Annotated in this window: 14 protein-coding genes and 1 tRNA gene; 13 read left to right on the plus strand and 2 right to left on the minus strand. The window is 71.9% G+C overall.

Going from position 1 to position 18502, the window contains the following annotated elements; genetic code table 11:
• Positions 1-179 precede the first annotated feature (179 nt).
• The 9 genes from OG447_RS11795 (at position 180) to OG447_RS11835 (ending at position 12646) form a co-directional block, all read left to right on the plus strand.
• Positions 180-1073, plus strand: a complete 894-nt coding sequence (locus OG447_RS11795) for a xanthine dehydrogenase family protein subunit M (RefSeq protein WP_266938844.1) — start codon at positions 180-182, stop codon at positions 1071-1073.
• The gene (locus OG447_RS11800; RefSeq protein WP_266936433.1) at positions 1070-3337 is read left to right on the plus strand and encodes a 2Fe-2S iron-sulfur cluster-binding protein; all 2268 of its coding nucleotides are present in this window, start codon (positions 1070-1072) and stop codon (positions 3335-3337) included. The genes OG447_RS11795 and OG447_RS11800 overlap by 4 nt, the downstream gene beginning before the upstream one ends.
• Positions 3334-5679, plus strand: coding sequence for a xanthine dehydrogenase family protein molybdopterin-binding subunit (locus tag OG447_RS11805; RefSeq protein ID WP_266936434.1), 2346 nt, complete (start codon positions 3334-3336; stop codon positions 5677-5679). Before OG447_RS11800 ends, OG447_RS11805 begins: the two co-directional genes overlap by 4 nt.
• 234 nt (positions 5680-5913) lie before the next feature.
• Positions 5914-6357 (plus strand): hypothetical protein, encoded by a 444-nt coding sequence (locus OG447_RS11810; protein ID WP_266936435.1) that lies wholly within the window; start codon positions 5914-5916, stop codon positions 6355-6357.
• Entirely contained in the window at positions 6357-7820 is a 1464-nt protein-coding gene (locus OG447_RS11815) for a WXG100 family type VII secretion target (protein ID WP_266936436.1), read from the plus strand. The genes OG447_RS11810 and OG447_RS11815 overlap by 1 nt, the downstream gene beginning before the upstream one ends.
• Positions 7821-7841: 21 nt before the next feature.
• On the plus strand, positions 7842-9032 hold the full coding sequence (gene mycP / locus OG447_RS11820; RefSeq protein WP_266936437.1) for a type VII secretion-associated serine protease mycosin: 1191 nt from the start codon (positions 7842-7844) through the stop codon (positions 9030-9032).
• Between the two features lie 53 nt (positions 9033-9085).
• A complete protein-coding gene (locus OG447_RS11825; protein ID WP_266936438.1) occupies positions 9086-9517 on the plus strand; it encodes a hypothetical protein in 432 nt (143 codons plus the stop codon).
• 67 nt (positions 9518-9584) lie between these two features.
• A complete protein-coding gene (locus OG447_RS11830; RefSeq protein ID WP_266936439.1) occupies positions 9585-11918 on the plus strand; it encodes a hypothetical protein in 2334 nt (777 codons plus the stop codon).
• A gap of 188 nt (positions 11919-12106) precedes the next feature.
• Positions 12107-12646: a hypothetical protein gene (locus OG447_RS11835; protein WP_266936440.1), complete on the plus strand. Its 540-nt coding sequence runs from the start codon at positions 12107-12109 to the stop codon at positions 12644-12646.
• Between the two features lie 119 nt (positions 12647-12765).
• On the opposite strand, the gene OG447_RS11840 is transcribed toward OG447_RS11835, so the two are convergent.
• Positions 12766-12837 (minus strand) — tRNA-Cys (locus OG447_RS11840).
• Between the two features lie 182 nt (positions 12838-13019).
• On the opposite strand from OG447_RS11840, the gene OG447_RS11845 reads away from it, so the two are divergent.
• The 4 genes from OG447_RS11845 to OG447_RS11860 all read left to right on the plus strand — a co-directional run bounded on the left by OG447_RS11845 (position 13020) and on the right by OG447_RS11860 (position 17045).
• Positions 13020-14468: an MFS transporter gene (locus OG447_RS11845; protein WP_266936441.1), complete on the plus strand. Its 1449-nt coding sequence runs from the start codon at positions 13020-13022 to the stop codon at positions 14466-14468.
• A 51-nt stretch (positions 14469-14519) separates the two neighbouring features.
• Entirely contained in the window at positions 14520-14720 is a 201-nt protein-coding gene (locus OG447_RS11850) for a hypothetical protein (RefSeq protein ID WP_266936442.1), read from the plus strand.
• Positions 14717-15124: a type II toxin-antitoxin system death-on-curing family toxin gene (locus OG447_RS11855; protein WP_266936443.1), complete on the plus strand. Its 408-nt coding sequence runs from the start codon at positions 14717-14719 to the stop codon at positions 15122-15124. Before OG447_RS11850 ends, OG447_RS11855 begins: the two co-directional genes overlap by 4 nt.
• 136 nt (positions 15125-15260) lie before the next feature.
• Positions 15261-17045 (plus strand): DEAD/DEAH box helicase, encoded by a 1785-nt coding sequence (locus OG447_RS11860; RefSeq protein WP_266936444.1) that lies wholly within the window; start codon positions 15261-15263, stop codon positions 17043-17045.
• Positions 17046-17146: 101 nt separating this feature from the next.
• Here OG447_RS11860 and OG447_RS11865 read toward each other — a convergent pair whose 3' ends face one another.
• Complete coding sequence (locus OG447_RS11865; RefSeq protein ID WP_266936445.1) at positions 17147-18175, minus strand: hypothetical protein; 1029 nt, start codon at positions 18173-18175, stop codon at positions 17147-17149.
• Positions 18176-18502: the final 327 nt, after the last annotated feature.

An 18502-nucleotide genomic window follows, 5' to 3' on the forward strand; every position in this document is an offset into this window, starting at 1 on the left:
AGCCGCGGAGGGGGTGCGCGGGGGGCGCCCGGCCGACCCTCGCGCCGGGCGGTACGGAAGATGTGCCAGAGTTGCCACGTCCCGGCGGTGAGCACGTACCGTACGGCGGACAGGCGCGAGCGCCGGAACCGGGACATCGGGAAGGGGCAGCTGGGTTGACCACGCACGCACCGCACGCACTGCACTCACCGGACTCACCCCAGGGCCCGCAGGGGCCGCAGGCTGCGCAGTCCGTGACGCTGCCGGTCTCGCTCGACGAGGCCGTGGCGGCGCTCACCGCCATGCCCGCCGCCGTGCCCGTCGCCGGTGGAACCGACCTCATGGCCGCCGTCAACGCCGGGCTGCTGCGGCCCGCCGCACTGGTGGGCCTCGGCCGCATCAACGAGATCCGCGGCTGGCAGTATCAGGACGGGCACGCCCTGCTCGGCGCGGGCCTCACCCACGCCCGGATGGGGCGGCCGGATTTCGCCGCTCTGATCCCCGCGCTGGCGGCCGCCGCGCGCGCCGCCGGGCCCCCGCAGATCCGCAACGCCGGAACCCTCGGTGGGAACATCGCCACCGCGGCGCCGACGGGTGACGCGCTGCCCGTGCTGGCCGCGCTGGAGGCCGTACTCGTCATCGTCGGCCCGCTCGGGCAGCGGGAGATCCCGGTGTCGCACCTGCTGGCCGGCCGGGAGATGCTGCGGCCCGGCGAGCTGATCGGTTTCGTCCGGGTGCCGCTGCTGCACGCCCCGCAGGTCTTCCTGAAGGCCACGGGGCGCACGGGTCCGGGGCGCGCGGTCGCGTCCGTGGGCCTCGTACTGGACCCCGCGCGCCGGGGTGTGCGCTGTGCGATCGGCGCGGTCGCCCCGATGCCGCTGCGGCCGCTGGAGGCCGAGCAGTGGGTGGCCTCGCTGATCGACTGGGACGGGGAGCGCAGCCTGGCCCCCGAGGCGCTGGAGGCCTTCGGCGACTACGTCGCGGCCGCCTGCGTACCCGACCAGGGGGAGCCGGTGGCCCCCGGTGTACTGCATCTGCGGCGGACGGTGGCCGTGCTGGCACGCAGGGCCCTCGGAAGGGCACTGACCTCATGAGCGAGAACGAGAACGGGTACGTGAGCGGAGCGACTGGGGGCCCGGGCGACACGGGCCCGGCGGGATCCGACTGGGGCTGGCAGCCGGTGCCGCACGGCGGCGAGTACGACTCCGACGCCACGGCCTTCGTGAAGCTGCCCCAGGACATGCTGGACGCGCTCGACACCGGCGAGCCGCTGGCCGCGCCCGGGCACGGCTACGTGCCGCCGCCGATGATCGTGCCGCTGGGCTCCGCCACCACGGATCCGTCGGCCACCGGGACATGGACGATTCCGGTCCAGTGGCCCGAGGCGGGCGCGGCCGCGCAGCCGGCGCCGGCGCAGGCCCCCGGTCCCGGCCCGGCCCCCGTCGGCGGGCCGATCCCGGCGTCGATCCCGATCCCGGCCTCGGTGGCCGCGGCCTTCGCGAACCCTGCCTTCGCGGACCCGGACCCGGCCGCTGCCGATCCGGGCGCGGCCGAGGGGGAGCACGACCCGGGCGCCACGGCCGAATGGCGCTTCCCGGAGGTGGCGCACGACCCCGGGACCGAGTCAGTCGTGACCGGGCAGTGGTCCCTGCCGGACCTGCCCGGGCAGTCCGACGACTACCGGCCCGACGCCTACGCGGCCGGTCCCGACACCTACGCCGCGGAGCAGAACGCCTACGCGGCCGAGCAGAACTCCTACGCGGCCGACTGGAGCCAGGCACCGGCGACGCTGCCGGGCGGCGCCGCCGCCCCGTGGGCGAACCACCCCGGCTTCGACGACACCCGCGGGTACGCGCAGCAGCAGCCGGGCGGGGACCCTGACTCGGGCACGCTGCCGGGCACCGACGAAGCGGCGGCCGCCTCGGCCGCGGCCGCGGCCGACGCACGGCTGCTCGGCGGGCCCGGAGCCGGCGCCCGGACGCGCGGACCGCGCGTGCTCGGCGGCCCCGGCGTGGGCACCCCGCTCCCGGAGGGCGAGCCGGTACATCCGGCCCCGCACGACATCGAGGCCGCGCACGGCCCGGCGGCAGCGCCGGTCGCCGGGGAGCGGCCGCACCCGGGTACCGAAGCCGCCGAGGCGGGCGGGCCCGCGGAACCTTCGGCTCCGGCCGCGCCCGCCGCGCCTGCGGAGGGGCTGGACCTCTTCGGCGGGGCCAGGGCCGTGGTGGCGCCCCCCGCCGGGCCCGCGCGGCCCGGCGACACGGACGGCCACGGCTTCGCAGCCTTCGGCCACGCGCCGGAGCCGGGGCCCGGGCAGGCGGCGGAGGCCGGGGCCGGACCGGAGCACGGACCTGGGCACGCGGCGGAGGCCGGGGCTGGGCACGCGGCGGAGGCCGGGCACGGGCCGGAGCACGGGCCTGGTCATGCGCCGGAGCCTGGGCCGGGTCAGGGCCCGGAGCACGGGCCGGGCCACGTGCCGGAGCCTGGCCTCGGCCGCGCGGTCGAGGCGGAGCACGGGCCGGTGGACTCGCACGGGTTCAGCGGGGCCGCGCCGGTTCCGGCCGAGGCGGAGCACGGGCCGGCGGGCTCGCACGGGCTCGCCGAGGGCGCCCCGGTCCCCGAGGACACCACCGCCGCGCCCACACCGGCCGAGGGTGCCGCCGATCTCGCTGTGGCACCTCCGGGTGCGGGTACCGCCGAAGGTTTCCCGCCCGAGGAGCCGGCGTACGAAGAAGAAGGCGCAGCCGGGGCCGTCGCCCATCACGAGCACCCGCTGGCCTCCTACGTCCTGCGCGTCAACGGCGCCGACCGCCCGGTCACCGGCGCCTGGATCGGCGAATCGCTCCTCTACGTGCTGCGCGAGCGCCTCGGCCTCGCCGGCGCCAAGGACGGCTGCTCGCAGGGCGAGTGCGGCGCCTGCGCCGTGCAGGTCGACGGCCGGCTCGTCGCCTCCTGCCTCGTCCCGGCCGCGACGTCCGCCGGCAGTGAGGTCCGTACCGTCGAGGGTCTCGCGACCGACGGGGAACTGTCGGACGTGCAGCAAGCGTTGTGCAGGTCGGGCGCGGTCCAGTGCGGATTCTGCGTACCCGGCATGGCCATGACCATCCATGACCTGCTGGAGGGCAACCACGCCCCCAGCGAGCTGGAAACCCGCCAGGCGCTGTGCGGCAACCTCTGCCGCTGCTCCGGCTACGCGGGGGTCGTCGACGCCGTCCGCGAGGTCGTGGCCGAGCGCGAGGCGACGGCCTCCGGGGCGGCGGCGGACGGCCCCGCGGCCCCGCAGATTTCCCCGGAGCCGCGCATCCCGCACCAGGCAGCGCCCGGCGAGGGCGGCATCCACCACGGAGGCACGGCGTGAGCGGGCAGGACGCGGCGACGGCGACGACGGCACTGAACACCACGGTGACGGCCCTGGCAGCGGCGACGGAAGAGGCCTCGGAACAGCAGGCACCACGCGGAATCGGAGCCTCCGTCCCGGCCGCAGACACCCGCGCCAAGTCCGAGGGCACCTTCCCCTACGCCGCCGACCTGTGGGCCGAAGGCCTCCTGTGGGCCGCCGTGCTGCGCTCCCCGCACGCCCACGCCCGGATCCTGTCCATCGACACCTCGGCCGCCGCCGAGATGCCCGGCGTGCGCGCCGTCGTCACCCACGCCGACGTCCCCGGGTCCACCACGCACGGCCGGCGCATCGCCGACCGGCCGGTGTTCGCCCACGACGTCGTACGCCACCACGGCGAGCCCATCGCCGCCGTCGCCGCGGACCACCCCGACACGGCACGCCTCGCCGCCGCCGCCATCGCCGTCGAGTACGAGCTCCTCGACCCGGTCACCGACCCCGAGCAGTCCTTCGGCGCCCCCGCCCTGCACCCCGACGGCAACCTGATCCGGCACATCCCGCTGCGCTACGGCGACCCCGAGGCGACCGGCGAGGTCGTCGTCGAGGGCCTCTACCGGATCGGCCGCCAGGACCCCGCGCCCATCGGCGCCGAAGCGGGGCTGGCCGTACCGAGGCCGGACGGCGGCGTCGAGCTGTACACCGCCTCCACCGACCCGCACACCGACCGCGACCTGGCGGCGGCCTGCTTCGGCCTGGAACCCGACCGCGTGCGCGTCGTCGTCACCGGCGTCCCCGGCGCGACGGCCGACCGCGAGGACGCGGCCTTCCAGCTGCCGCTGGGCCTGCTGGCCCTGCGTACGGGCTGCCCCGTCAAGATGGTCGCCACCCGCGAGGAGTCCTTCCTCGGCCACACCCACCGGCACCCGACCCTGCTGCGCTACCGCCACCACGCGGACGTGGAGGGCCGGCTGATCAAGGTCGAGGCGCAGATCCTGATGGACGCCGGCGCGTACGCCGACGCGTCCTCGGAGTCCCTGGCCGCGGCGGTGGCCTTCGCCTGCGGCCCGTACGTCGTCCCGCACGCCTTCGTGGAGGGCTGGGCGGTACGCACCAACAACCCGCCGTCGGGCCACGTCCGGGGCGAGGGCGCGATGCAGGTGTGCGCCGCGTACGAGGGCCAGATGGACAAGCTCGCGGCGGCCCTCGGCATCGACGGCGCGGAACTGCGCATGCGCAACGTCCTGGCCACGGGCGACCTCCTGCCCACCGGCCAGACCGTGACCTGCCCGGCGCCGGTGGCGGAACTGCTGCGCGCGGTCCGCGACTTCGAGCTGCCCGCCCTCCCGAAGGACACCTCCGAGGACGAGTGGCTGCTGCCGGGCGGCCCCGAGGGCGCGGGCGAGCCGGGCGCGGTACGGCGCGGCGTCGGGTACGGGGTCGGCATGGTCCACATGCTCGGCGCCGAGGGCACCGACGAGGTGTCGACGGCGACGGTCAAGGTCGTGGGCGGCACGGCGACGGTGATCTGCGCGGCGGTCGACACGGGCCAGGGCTTCGCCACGCTCGCCCGCCAGATCGTCCAGGAGACGCTGGGCGTCGACGAGGTGGTGATGGCCCCGGTCGACACCGACCAGCCGCCGGCGGGCCCGTCGGCGCACGGCCGGCACACGTGGGTGTCGGGCGGAGCGGTCGAGCGTGCGGCGAAGATGGTCCGCACCCAGCTCCTCCAGCCGATGGCCCACAAACTGGGCATGTCCACAGAGCTGTTGCAGATCACGGACGGCCGGATCACGTCGTACGACGGCGCGTTCTCCATGACGGTCGCGGAGGCCATAGAAGGCAAGGAACTCTGGGCGACGGCCCAGTGCCGCCCCCACCCGACGGAACCCCTGGACGCGGACGGCCAGGGCGACGCCTTCGTCGGCCTCGCGTTCTGCGCGATCCGTGCGGTGGTGGACGTGGACATCGAGCTGGGTTCGGTACGGGTGGTGGAGCTGGCGGTGGCCCAGGACGTCGGCCGCATCCTCAACCCCCGCCAGCTGGCGGCCCGTATCGAGGCGGGCGTCACCCAGGGCGTGGGCGCGGCCCTCACGGAGAACCTCCGCACGGTCTCCGGCCTGGTCCGCCACCCGGACCTGACGGGCTACACCCTGCCGACCTCGCTGGACGCCCCGGCCGTCCGCATCGTCAAACTGGTCGAGGAACGGGACGTGGTGGCCCCCTTCGGGGCCAAGGCGGCGAGCGCGATCCCCGTGGTGACGGCCCCGGCGGCGGTGGCCTCGGCGGTACGCGCGGCCACGGGCCGACCGGTCAACAGGCTCCCGATCAGGCCGTCCGCGGCGGTGGCCGTACCCAACTCTTGACCGTGTGACCCGCATTGCACGTGCAACCCCGGGCTTGGGACTTGTCGGTACCGGTCGCTAGAGTGATCGGTACGACCGCGCACGCGCGCGTGCGAACGGTTGTGAACGGGGACGGGGAGCGGCGGAGACGCCGCTCCTACGGGGAGACGGGGAGTCGGGGAGGCCATCATGGCAGCGGACAACGGGCCATCAATTTTTCTGGGGGACGTCTCAGGCGACGTTGCGAATTCGATCATGGCGCAGGCGGCGGCACAGTCGAAGGCCGCTGCCGCGCTGCGGGTCGAGTACGACACGCTGAAGGACTACAAGATCCTGGTGGACGAACTCCTGACGAAGCTGGAGAAGTCCCCGGCGGACCACGGCAAGCTGGCTGACGGCACACTGCCGGCGGGCGCGCTGGGCAAGGGCTTCCCGGAGGCCGACGCCCTCTATAAGTCGTACAACACGGTCCACTCGGAGCTGCAGAAGCTGGCGAAGGGCCTGGCGGGGCAGATCGAGGGCCTGGGCATCGCGATCCTGTCGGCGGGCAACGGCTACGCCGGGGTGGACGAGGAGACGAAGCGCCGGATGGTGGCCATCGCCAAGGAGGCGAAGGAGCACTACGTCCGGGACCGTGACCCGTACGCGGAGAAGCCCGACAGCCAGCAGGGCAACGGCGCGAAGGGTGGTGTGGTCTGATGTCGAAGTTCGAGAGCTACACGCACGCAGAGCTGTACGCGATGGTCGCTGCGATCGACCCGGTGACGGTGAGCGCCCTGGGCACGAAGCTCACCGAGGCCGCGGCCACGATCAAGAAGATCGGCGAGGACCTCAAGGAGCACAAGGTCAAGGGCTGGGAAGGCGAAGCTGCCGACGCCTTCGAGAACTGGGTGAACAAGACGGGCAGCGCCACGCTGGTGCTGGCCGACTACGCCACCGCGGGCGGCAAACAGATGACCGAAGCCGCCCAGATCATGACTGAGGTCAAGCCCGACCCCAGCGGCCAGAAGGGGGACATGCCCCCTCACAAGCCCATTGTCGGGGCCGCACTCCTGGCCAGCGTCCAGACGCCGCAGCCCATGGAGGCGGCGAAGCTGAACTACGACCACGCCCGGGCCGTGGACGCGATGGACAAGCTGGCCGGTAGGTACGACCTGTCGTCCAAGGAGATGGACAAGGCACCGATCCCGACGTTCCCGCCGCCGCCGGAGGTGCTCGTGCCAAGGGGTGTCGACGGCGGGCAGGACATCGCGAGGTCCGCAGGAGGATCAGGCGGGGGAGGTGTTGGCTCGTCCAATTCCTCGTATGCCGCGACTGGCGGGCCGGGCGGAGGTTACCTGAACGAACCGGGGACGGTGCCTGGGCGTCAGCCGCAGCCGGACTACACCCCTCCGTCGACGACTGTCCCTGTGTCGACGCCGCCGCCCGGGCTGCCGGACCGCGACGTAGACGTCGACCTGGACAGCGTCCTTACGCCTCCGAACCCGACCCTGCCCCCGACGACGGGTCTCCCCACCGGGCCGATGCCCGTTGGCCCGGGCCCTGCCCTCCCCACCCCCGGCCCCTTCGTCCCCCCTGTGACGCTCCCGCCGGTCGGCAGCGTGAAGACGCCGGGCCTCGGCGGCTCCCACATCGGTCCGTTCCCGGGTCCGACCGGCCCCGGCGGCTCCGGTGGAAAGTTCGTCGGCCCCCAGGGGCTGCCTCCGCGGGACTCCGGGATCATGGGCGGCAAGCCGGTCACGCCCAACGGCCCCGGCCCGGGCATTCCGCGTGGCACGGTCATCGGTACGGAAGGCCAGCACACCGGCCGTGGCATGGGCGGCGGCATGGGCCCCGGGATGGGTGGCTCCCACGGCGGCCAGGGCGGCTCCCCGGTGGGCCGTCGCCTGGCGACCGAGCCTGGCGGTATCGTCGGCGGGCGCCAGTCCGGTACGGCCGGCCGTCCGGTGACCGGCGCACAGCCCTTCACCCAGGGTGGCTCCGGTCTCGTCCGGAACAACCGTGGTGGCGCAGGAGCAGGCGCGATGGGTCACGCGGGTGCGGGCGTGGGTACGCCGGGCCAGCGACGCGAGGAGCAGGGGGGCGAACGCCCCGATTACCTGGCCGAGGACGAAGAGACCTGGCAGAGCAACCGTCGTGTTGTTCCGCCGGTGATCGACTGAGCAGAACGGACATTGCACGGGATGCACATGCGTAAGGCGACCTCGGCCCTGGTGGGTCTGCTGCTGGCCGGGGTCGCCGCGACCCCGGCCCATGCGGCCACCATTCGATCGCAGCAGTGGCATCTCGACGCCATGAAGGCTGACGACGTTTGGAAGATCAGCACCGGCAAAGGCATCACCGTTGCGGTGATCGATACCGGCGTCAACCGCATCCCCGAACTTCAGGGGCAAGTCCTTCCCGGTGCAGTCTTCCCGGTCGGTGATGCGGAAGGCGACAAAGACAATGACTATGAAGGTCACGGCACCACCATGGCTGCGATCATCGCCGGTACTGGAAAGCATCCAAGTGGTGACGGCGCCTACGGGCTGGCACCCGGCGCCAAGATTCTTCCGATCCGCGTGCCCGACAGCCTGGAGGGGAAGAGCACCCCGTCGTGGGTCTCGGCCATTCGATATGCCGCAGATTCGGACGCCAGAATCATCAATATTTCCATGGCTATCGGTGGTAAGCCCGAGGATGACCGGGACCGAGCAGATGCCGTTAAGTATGCGTTGTCCAAGGGGAAGTTGATTTTTGCCGGAGCTGGCAACGACGGGGATTCAGTCAACGAAGTTCTCTACCCTGCGGCGACCCCTGGCGTGGTGGGGGTTGGGGCAGTGGACGCCAACGGCGAGGCGACCAAGGAGTCCCAGCATGGGCCGCAGATCGACATGTCTGCGCCTGGCATCGATATCGTCACGGCTTGCACCGGCAAGACGGGTCTTTGCAAGAACCACGGCACAAGTGACGCCACGGCCCTCACCTCCGCCTCCGCCGCCCTGCTCTGGTCCGCGCACCCCGACTGGACCAACAACCAGGTCCTGCGGGTCCTGCTGAACACCGCCGGGAAGCCCGTCGACGGGGCCGAGCGTAGCGACTACGTCGGCTACGGCGTCGTCCGGCCCCGGATCGCGGTGCCGACCCCTGGTGACCCCGGTCCGGCGGACGTGTTCCCGCTGCCCGACCTCGCCGCCGCCGACGCGGCAAAGTCCCCGTCCGCCTCCCCCGACGGGAAGGGCCCGGCGTCCGGTACGCCCGCGCCCGCCCCCCAAGCCGAGGCGAAGAAGAAGGACGAGGGCAGCATTCTTCCCTGGCTCGGCCTCGGCCTGGGGGCCTGCCTGCTGATCGGCGGAGCCGTCACCGTAGTCGTCGTACGGCGCACCAACCGCTGACCGAGGCGATCCGATCGGTCCATCCGTCTCCACCTGACACAGGAGTGCACGCGATGTCGTTCGACGAGGAATGGTCGGCGGCGCGCGCCACCGCCGCCGCCAACGTGTCCATGCGGCTCAACCGGGTCCCCGCCGATCCCGCCGATCCTGGCGGCGGCGGCACCGGTGACCTGGAGCTGAACCAGGACCACATCGGTGCCGTCGGCACCGAGGCGCACAAGCTGCACTCCCGGCTGCAGACGGACGGCAAGCACGCCGCCACCGCGACCGCCGACGCCGCGGGCGCCCTCAGCAAGGAGGGCTTCGCGAGCGGAGCGGCCCTGCTCAAGGTCAACAACCTCTGGGAGAGTCAGGTGAAGACCCTCGTGGCCGCGTGCGCGAACATCTCCAACGGCCTGAACTACTCCGTCCGTTCCCACTCCAAGGACGAGCAGCACCTCGTGGCGGACTTCACCAGCGCTGCGATCGACAAGTACCTCAAGTAGCTGACCTAGCAGCCCCACGGCATCCCTGAGAGCGCTGGCGCGCGGTAACAGGAAGGCGTAACGGCACGTGCTGACGTACGAGAACGTGATCAACGCACCGTTAGACAAGCTCGAGACGGCCGCCACCGACTGGAAGGCGATGGTCGAGAAGCTGGACGAGATGGCCGAGGCCGCCCGCAACGGGATGAAGGCCAAGGCGGACAAGGCCCAGTGGAACGGGGTCACGGCCGGGGTGGGGCGGGAGTTCGTCGCCAAGACGGCCAAGGAGTTCGATGACGCGGCCAAGGAGGCCAAGGGCATCCACCAGGCCCTGACCGAGGGCCTCGCCGTCTTCAAGTCGTCCAAGGAGCAGCTGAAGAAGATCGCCGGCGAGGAGGCCCCCGCCGCCGGCTTCCAGGTCGACGCGGCCGGGCGGGTCTCCGCGATCCCGCTCGCGACCGAGGGCGACCGGAACGCGGCGCGCCACGACGCCGACTACCAGCAGTCCTTGCGCGAGAACCGGACCCTGTGGCAGCAGAAGATCGATGCCGTCATCGACAACTGCGACGACGTCGACCAGTCGCTGGCCCGCATGCTCGGCGCCAACGTCACCGACGGCCACGACTTCAGCGGGCCGAAGTACGGCAGCCTCGACGCCGAGCAGGCCGGGCGTGCCACCGAACTCGCGAAAAAGGGACGAGGCCTCACCCACGACGAACTCGTGGAGCTGAACGAGCTCCTGAGTGACAATCAGGCCGTTCCCGAGTTCTCGACCGCGTTCTACGAGGCACTCGGCCCCAAGGGCACGCTCGAATTCTTCGGGCAGCTCTCCGTCGACACCGGCTCCCGCGGCTACGACCAGCAGCGCCTCAAGGACATTCAGGAACTGCAGCAGAACCTGGGCCTCAACCTCGCGACGGCCACCGACCCCGACCATCCACGGCACCTTCCGGACCGTTTCGCCCAGGACCTGAGGCGGCTGGGGACGGAGCGGATCCCGCTGGTGCCGCACGACGGGAACCACCCGTTCGGCTACCAGATCCTCGGCGGCATCATGCGCTACGGGAACTACGACCCCCGCTTCCTCGTCCCCATCGCGGATCACGCCACCCAGGTCCAGGCGAAGGACAAGCAGTTCTTCTTCCAGAACAAGGCCGTCAACGGCTTGAATCCGACGCAGTTCAACCCTTCCGGGGGTAGCGGAGCCGGCTTCGACCCCGTGAACAGCTTCCTGGAGGCGCTGGGGCACAGCCCGGAAGCCGCGACGGAGTTCTTCAAGCGCGAAAAGGCCGAGCTGGTTGCCTACAACCAGGACGGGACGGTCAAGGCGGGCGTACCGAACCTCGGCAAGGACGTCACGAACTACCTGGACTACTTCGCCAACGAGAAGTACGAGAGCCTGAACGACTCCCACGACCTGGACGCCAAGGGTGCGGAGAAAGCGAAGCAGCACATGCCGGACGCCCTCGGTCACGCCCTGGAAGCCGCGACGCTCGGCCACGCCTGGGACGATCCGTCACCGGAGCTGAAGCGGAGCGACGACACCGCGGGCATCATGAAGGACGTCGTGCAGAAGTACGGCGGTGACGCAGGGCTGCTCAAGCAGCACGAGGCCCTTGCCGACAGCGTGGGCCGGATGACCGCCGGCTACATCGACGACATCAACAGCGCGCTGACCATCGATCCGAAGCAGAGCGTCTTCGCCAATTCTCACGGTGAGAAGCAGGGACACTTGGTCATTCCGCGCGAAGGCGCTCGTGACCTGCTCGCCGCCCTCGGCCAGCACCCTGACGCCTACGCCACGGTGTCCACTGCGGAACGCATCTATTCCGCGAGCGTTCTGGAGAGCCAAGGCGTACACGAAGGCAAGATCGATGAAGGTAGGGCGCAGGCGACTATCCGTACGACTGCCGAGGTGCAGGGGATCCTCGACGAGTCCAGGGCGGAGCAGGTCAAGGGGGTCGGGGAGAAGAAGCACGAGGAGTACGAGAAGGCGCACGAGAAGCAGTCCGCCTGGGTCGAATTCGGTACGACGTCCGCCATTGCGGCCGGTGTCGCCTTCCTCCCCGCCACGGTGGCCGCGGCGGGCGCGGCGGCGGTCCTCGTCCCGCTGGCTGTGGACCTCGGCAGCGGCGCAGTGGAGCAGGCCGCCTCGCAGGTCATCGGCGAGTGGTCGGACAAGGCCGTGGAGAAGCACAAGGACAAGAGCGAGGGCGAGACGCACGACAGCAACAAGTCCATGTTCCAGGCTGGCGAGCACAGTGCGGAGGCGCCGATGAAGGAGTTCATGAGGCGCCACAACATCGATCCGAACAGCGACTTCGGCAACGAATTCATCGAGTCGATGCGCATCGGATACGAGACCGGCAACTCCATCGCCCGGCAGCAGGGGCACGAGCCGCAGACGAAGGGCGCCAAGTGAATCCCCACCGGATGCGATGGCCGTTGGCCAGTCTCGCTGTCGCACTCGCCGCTCTCGGTATGGCGGCTGCCGGTTGCTCCACCGTGGAACCGGAGCAGCCACCGCAAGCCACGGCTCCGAGACTGTTCACCGCTGGGGAGGCCTGTGCCGGGCTCTTCGCGGGTCAGGGGGGGAAGGCTCTGGAGCGGGTGCTCCAGTCCACTGACTTTCAGGTACCGGACGAGGACGAGGGCGCGGACGTTCGAGCAGTCGCGCAGACCATGGAGAAGGCATACCAGGCGGGCAAGAAGATCCGGGACATGCCCCAGCCGGTGTGCAAGGTCTCGGGTTCGGCAGGGTCTCGCATCCCCAGGGTGCAACTGATGTTCACTGCCTATAGCAAGCATGTTGCGCTCCCGTCCGAGCTCCCGGGTGTGGGCGCCGGGGACCCGCACCTCTCGGTGCGGGAAGAGGACATCGACCTCACCTTCGACTGCGTCAGCTCCCGAGCCGGCTCGACTCAGGACATACCTCTGCAGATCACAGTGGCCTTCCAGGCACGGACGGGCGAGAGCGAAGGTCAAGCCGTTCCGGCGCAGGATTACCTGGCCATCACCCACTCCGCGGCGCTGGCCGTCGCCAAGGAGCTGGGCTGCGTGAACGACGGCGGGCTCCCCGCCGACGCGGCCGGCCTTCCGGAGCCGAAGGCCACGGCGAGCCCAAAGGCCAGCGGTAGTCCGAGCTCGTGAGGCCCGGGCCCGGGCCCGGGCCCGGGCGCCGGCGCGTTCCGCGGGGGCGGCCCCGGCCGGAGGGCGCCGGGCATGGCGAAGGCCGCTCAGGGTGCGCCTGCCCTGAGCGGCCCGCCGCGAAGCCGTGACCGGAATCGAACCGGCGTAACTCGCTTTGCAGGCGAGTCCCTCAACCACTCGGGCACACGGCTGTGGGGTGGTGATGTGGATGACCGTACGGGCGGCCGACCGGGGAGGGGAAGGGATGCGCGGGCGCCGCAATACGACTGCCATGCCGCGTTCACAGACCGGCCCGGCCTAGGTCTGCGGACCGAGCAGAGGATCGGTCGAATTGACAGGGTCGCAGCACGGGTACGCACCTTACGCTGGGGCGATGAGCGCCCCCCTCGAACCTCGCGTGCCCGAGAAGACCGCACCGGTCCCGCCGACCCCGTCACCCGCCGGCATCCTCGGCCCCGCGTACCGGACGCTCAGCGTCGGGATCATCTCCGTCATCTTCCTGATCGCCTTCGAGGCCACCGCCGTCGGTACCGCCATGCCCGTCGCCGCCCGGGAGCTGGACGGGATCGGGCTCTACGCCTTCGCCTTCTCCGCCTACTTCACCACCAGCCTCTTCGGCATGGTCCTGTCCGGGCAGTGGGCCGACCGGGAGGGGCCGCTGCGGCCGCTGACCGGCGGGATCGCGGCCTTCGCCGCCGGGCTGCTGCTCGCGGGGACCGCCGGGACGATGTGGGTGTTCGTGCTCGGCCGGGCCGTGCAGGGCTTCGGCGGCGGGCTGGTGATCGTCGCCCTGTACGTGGTCGTCAGCCGGGCCTACGAGGAGCGGCTGCGCCCCGCGATCATGGCGGCCTTTGCCGCGAGCTGGGTGGTGCCGTCGATCGTCGGACCGCTCGCCTCCGGGACCGTCACCGAACACCTCGGCTGGCGTTGGGTGTTCCTCGGCATACCCGTGCTGGTCGTGGTGCCGCTCGTCGTCGCGCTGCCCGCCATACGGCGGACCGCCTCCGGGCCCGTGGGCGAGGCGGTGGCCTTCGACCGGCGGCGGATCCGGCTGGCGTTCGGCATCTCGGCCGGGGCCGGGCTGCTCCAGTACGCCGCCCAGGATCTGCGGTGGCTCTCGCTGCTGCCCGCGGTGGCGGGTGCGGCCCTGCTGGTGCCGGCCGTGCTGGGGCTGCTGCCGCGCGGGACCTACCGGGCGCGGCGCGGTCTGCCGTCGGTGGTGCTGCTGCGCGGGGTGGCCGCGGGGTCGTTCATCGCGGCGGAGAGCTTCGTACCGCTGATGCTGGTCACCCAGCGGGGGCTGAGCCCGACGCTGGCCGGGCTCTCGCTGGCGCTGGGCGGGGTGACCTGGGCGGGCGGCTCGTGGGTGCAGTCGAAGGGGCGGATGGCGCCGTACCGGGAGCGCCTGATGGTGGTCGGGATGGTGCTGGTGGCCGTCGCCGTCGCCGCGGCGCCGGCCGTGCTCATCGAGTCGGTGCCGGTGTGGACGCTGGCGCTGGCCTGGGCGCTGGGGTGCCTGGGGATGGGCCTGGTGATCGGGTCGACGAGCGTGCTGCTGCTGAAGCTGTCGGCGCCGGAGGAGGTGGGGGCCAACTCCGCGTCGCTGCAGATCTCCGACGCCCTCGCCAACGTGGTGCTGCTGGCCGCGGGCGGGGCCGCGTTCGCCGCGCTGGGCGGGGGCGCGGTGGGGGCGGGCCATGCCCTCACGGAGGGGGCGGGGGCCTCGCATCCGGGGGCGTTCGTGGTGGTGTTCCTGCCGATGGCCGCCGTGGCGCTGGTGGGGGCCTGGGTCGCGACCCGGCTGGATCCCCCCACGGCCTGACCGCCGGGAAACCGCCTGCGCCGCGCCGGACCGGCGCGCTAGCTTCGCCTCATGAACGAGTTGATCATCCGGCTCACCGCCGCCGAGCGCGCGGAGCTCGCCGACCTTGCCGACGCCGTCGGGCAGAGGCCCGAGGACGTCGCACGGGAAGCCGTACGGGCCTGCCTGCGGGCCGAGCGGCAGCGGATCGGGGAAGCCGCCGAGCGGCTCGCCGGGCAGCACGCCGGACTGTTGAAGCGGCTCGGCGAATGAGCGGCGGGACGCTGGTCCGCCACCTCACCCTCGCCGAGGTCCTCGACCTCGCCCGGCACGCCTGCCTCGCCCAGGACCAGCCCGTCGAGCTGCGGGCGCCCGGGCTGCTGGAGTCGGCGGTGCACCGGCCGCGGGCCCGGATGTTCGGGACCCCGGCCTACGAGGATCCGTACGAGCAGGCCGCCGCGCTGCTCCACGCCATCGCCACGAACCACCCGCTGGTCGACGGGAACAAGCGCACGGCCTGGCTCGCCGCCGCCACTTTCCTCGCCGTCAACGGTGTGGATCTCGGCGACACCGACCAGGACCTCGCGTACGCGCTGGTCATCGACGTGGCGTCGGGAGGCGAGGGGGACATCGGGCGGATCGCCGGGCGGTTGCGGACGCTGCACGATGCGGTGTGACGCTCGCCGCACCCGGCGAGGTCACGGGCCTGTCCCTCCGCGAGGGACGGGCCCGGGCCGGTAAGGTGGCCCGGTTGTCTTACGTACGACTGCCCGTACCAGTACGCGAGTACGCCGAGAGCCCGAACCGGAGACCGTGACTACTACCGCCTCCCACCATCTCTCACCCGCCTTCCCCGGCCGTGCCCCCTGGGGTACGGCGAGCAAGCTGCGCGCCTGGCAGCAGGGAGCGCTGGACCGCTACATCGAGACCCAGCCGCGGGACTTCCTCGCGGTCGCGACGCCCGGCGCCGGCAAGACCACCTTCGCGCTGACCCTCGCCTCCTGGCTGCTGCACCACCACGTGGTGCAGCAGGTGACCGTCGTCGCCCCCACCGAGCACCTGAAGAAGCAGTGGGCGGACGCGGCGGCCCGGATAGGCATCCGGCTGGACCCCGAGTACTCGGCGGGACCGCTCAGCAAGGACTACCACGGGGTCGCCGTCACCTACGCCGGTGTCGGCGTGCGCCCGATGCTGCACCGCAACCGCTGCGAGCAGCGCAAGACCCTCGTCATCCTCGACGAGATCCACCACGCCGGTGACTCGAAGTCCTGGGGCGAGGCCTGCCTGGAGGCCTTCGACCCGGCGACCCGGCGCCTGGCGCTGACCGGAACCCCCTTCCGGTCCGACACCAACCCCATCCCCTTCGTCGCCTACGAGGAAGGCAACGACGGGATCCGGCGGTCCTCCGCCGACTACACCTACGGCTACGGCAACGCCCTGGGCGACGGAGTCGTGCGGCCGGTCATCTTCCTCTCCTACAGCGGCAACATGCGCTGGCGCACCAAGGCGGGCGACGAGATCGCCGCCCGCCTCGGCGAGCCGATGACCAAGGACGCCATCTCGCAGGCCTGGCGTACGGCGCTGGACGCGCGCGGCGACTGGATGCCGAACGTGCTGCGCGCCGCCGACCAGCGGCTGACGGAGGTCCGCAAGGGCATCCCGGACGCGGGCGGGCTGGTCATCGCCGCCGACCAGGACTCGGCGCGCGCCTACGCGAAGCTGATCCGCGAGATCACCGGCACCAAGGCGACCGTCGTCCTCTCCGACGACACCGGGGCCTCGAAGAACATCGACACTTTCAGCGCGAACAACGACCGCTGGATGGTCGCGGTCCGCATGGTGTCCGAGGGCGTCGACGTTCCCAGGCTCGCGGTCGGCGTGTACGCGACGACCATCTCCACCCCCCTGTTCTTCGCGCAGGCCGTGGGGCGCTTCGTGCGATCGCGCAGGCGCGGCGAGACGGCGTCCGTGTTCCTTCCGACCATTCCCTATCTCCTCGGCTTCGCCAACGAGATGGAGGTCGAACGCGACCACGTCCTCGACAAGCCGAAGAAGCAGGGCGAGGAGGATCCGTACGCCGAGTCCGAGAAGGAGATGGACGAGGCGAACAAGCAGGAGGACGAGGACACCGGCGAGGACGAGCAGATGTCCTTCGAGGCGCTGGAGTCCGACGCGGTCTTCGACCGGGTCCTCTACGACGGCGCCGAGTTCGGCATGCAGGCGCACCCGGGCAGCGAGGAGGAGCAGGACTACCTCGGCATTCCCGGCCTGCTGGAGCCGGACCAGGTGCAGATGCTGCTGCAGAAGCGCCAGTCGCGGCAGATCGCGCACAGCCGGCGCAAGCCGGACACGGAGGCCGACCTGCTGGAGCTGCCCGCCGACCGGCGGCCGGTGGTCTCCCACAAGGAGCTGCTGGAGCTGCGCAAGTCGCTGAACACGATGGTGGGCGCCTACGTCCACCAGAGCGGCAAGCCGCATGGGGTGATCCACACGGAGCTGCGCCGGGTGTGCGGCGGTCCGCCGAGCGCGGAGGCGACGGCGGGACAGCTGCGCGAGCGGATCAAGAAGGTCCAGGAGTGGGCCACCCGCATGCGGTGAGTTCAAACAGGATGAGGGACGGGGTCCGTGCGGAGGTTCGCACGGACCCCGTCCCTTCTCTCTACGCGGCTACGCGGCCACGGGGCTGCGCGCCTACGGGGTTACGCGGTGGGGCGGCGGCGACGGCCGGTGCCCGCGACGAGGGCCGCACCCATGGCCAGGGCCACGCCGCTCGCGCCGAGCGCCCACGAGGTCGCCGCGTCGGAGCCGGTCTCGGCGAGCTGACCGGCGGTGTTGGTGGTGCTGGTGGTGCCGGTGGTGCCCGTCGTGCCGGAGCCGGGGGTGTTCACGTGGCCGGCCTGCTCGACGGGCTTGGAGCCGCCGTTGGGCTTGGGGGTGTTGCCGTTGCCACCCTTGACGATCTTCGACTCGGTCCAGACGGTGTCCGACCAGACGTTCTCGTCCTCGTTGCTGCCGCCGGCAGCCGCGATGGCGATCTCGCCCGCCGGGGCGCCCGCGTTGAACTTGATGCGGACCTGGAGGTCGAAGGCGCCCTTGGGGATGTTCAGGTCGTCCGTCAGCAGGGCGACGGGGGTGCCGCCGTCGTCGATGATCTCGACGTTGTGCCAGGTGCCACCGAAGAGGACCTGGACCTGCACGTCGTCGCCCTGGAGCTCAAGGGTCTCGTTGGCGACGGCCAGCACGAGCACGTAGCTCGCCTGGGGCTTGCCGTTGGAGTTGTCGATGGAGAGCGCGAACTGGGTCCAGTCGCCGCCGGCCTTGAAGGTGGTCGGGATGCCGTTCAGGCCGAGCTTCGGGCCCGTGGCGACCATGTCCTCGTCCTCGAGGAGGTCCTCGTCGGTCTCGACGACCGGCGGGACGACCGGGGCCGGGGCCGGAGCCGGGGTGTCGGCGACGGGCGGCAGGACCGGGACGACCGGAGCCGGGGCGACCGGGGCCGGGGCCACGGGGGCGGGCTGCTCGGCGGCGGGCTGCTCCGCGGCCGGGGCCTCCTTCGCCGGGGTCTCGGCGGCCGGGGCCTCGGCGGGGGCGGCGTCGTCCTTGGGGGCCGCGTCCGGCGTGGAGACGGCCGGGTTCTGGGCCTCGTCGGCCATCGCGGGGGTGGCCATCAGGACGGTCGGGCCGACGACGGCCGCAGCGGCCACGACGGCCAGGCGCTTGAAGTTCATGAGTGGTGGTTTCCCTCCGTGCGGCGCTGGGTTCCGCACGCGAGTACGCCCCCCCAGGCCAAACCGAAAATCTTTTTGAACGCGCTCAGAGTAATGGGCTTGTAAAGACCTTGTGGGGGAAACGAGGTCACGAATTGACACCGGTGCGTTCATTAACCGGCATAAACGGGTAGCAGGCGCCCGGATTCTGGACGAGCCCTTCCGCTCAGCGAACCTGCTCGCTAATGTCCCCGCATCGAACGCACCGTGGCAGCGCCGCCGCGGGAGCGCAGCCGGTGCCATGGCCGCTACCGGCGGTCTCTCCGTGCGCTGCCGCGGGACCGGCGG

This window comes from Streptomyces sp. NBC_01408 (genome assembly GCF_026340255.1).
GTDB lineage: Bacteria > Actinomycetota > Actinomycetes > Streptomycetales > Streptomycetaceae > Streptomyces.

Coding starts and splice junctions, on each gene's coding strand:
- OG447_RS11810 (WP_266936435.1), top strand. CDS start 5,914: ATGGCGCAGGCGGCGGCACAGTCGAAGGCCGCTGCCGCGCTGCGGGTC.
- OG447_RS11825 (WP_266936438.1), top strand. CDS start 9,086: ATGTCGTTCGACGAGGAATGGTCGGCGGCGCGCGCCACCGCCGCCGCC.
- OG447_RS11850 (WP_266936442.1), top strand. CDS start 14,520: ATGAACGAGTTGATCATCCGGCTCACCGCCGCCGAGCGCGCGGAGCTC.
- OG447_RS11865 (WP_266936445.1), bottom strand. CDS start 18,175: ATGAACTTCAAGCGCCTGGCCGTCGTGGCCGCTGCGGCCGTCGTCGGC.
- OG447_RS11815 (WP_266936436.1), top strand. CDS start 6,357: ATGTCGAAGTTCGAGAGCTACACGCACGCAGAGCTGTACGCGATGGTC.
- OG447_RS11855 (WP_266936443.1), top strand. CDS start 14,717: ATGAGCGGCGGGACGCTGGTCCGCCACCTCACCCTCGCCGAGGTCCTC.
- OG447_RS11800 (WP_266936433.1), top strand. CDS start 1,070: ATGAGCGAGAACGAGAACGGGTACGTGAGCGGAGCGACTGGGGGCCCG.
- OG447_RS11845 (WP_266936441.1), top strand. CDS start 13,020: ATGAGCGCCCCCCTCGAACCTCGCGTGCCCGAGAAGACCGCACCGGTC.
- mycP (WP_266936437.1), top strand. CDS start 7,842: ATGCACATGCGTAAGGCGACCTCGGCCCTGGTGGGTCTGCTGCTGGCC.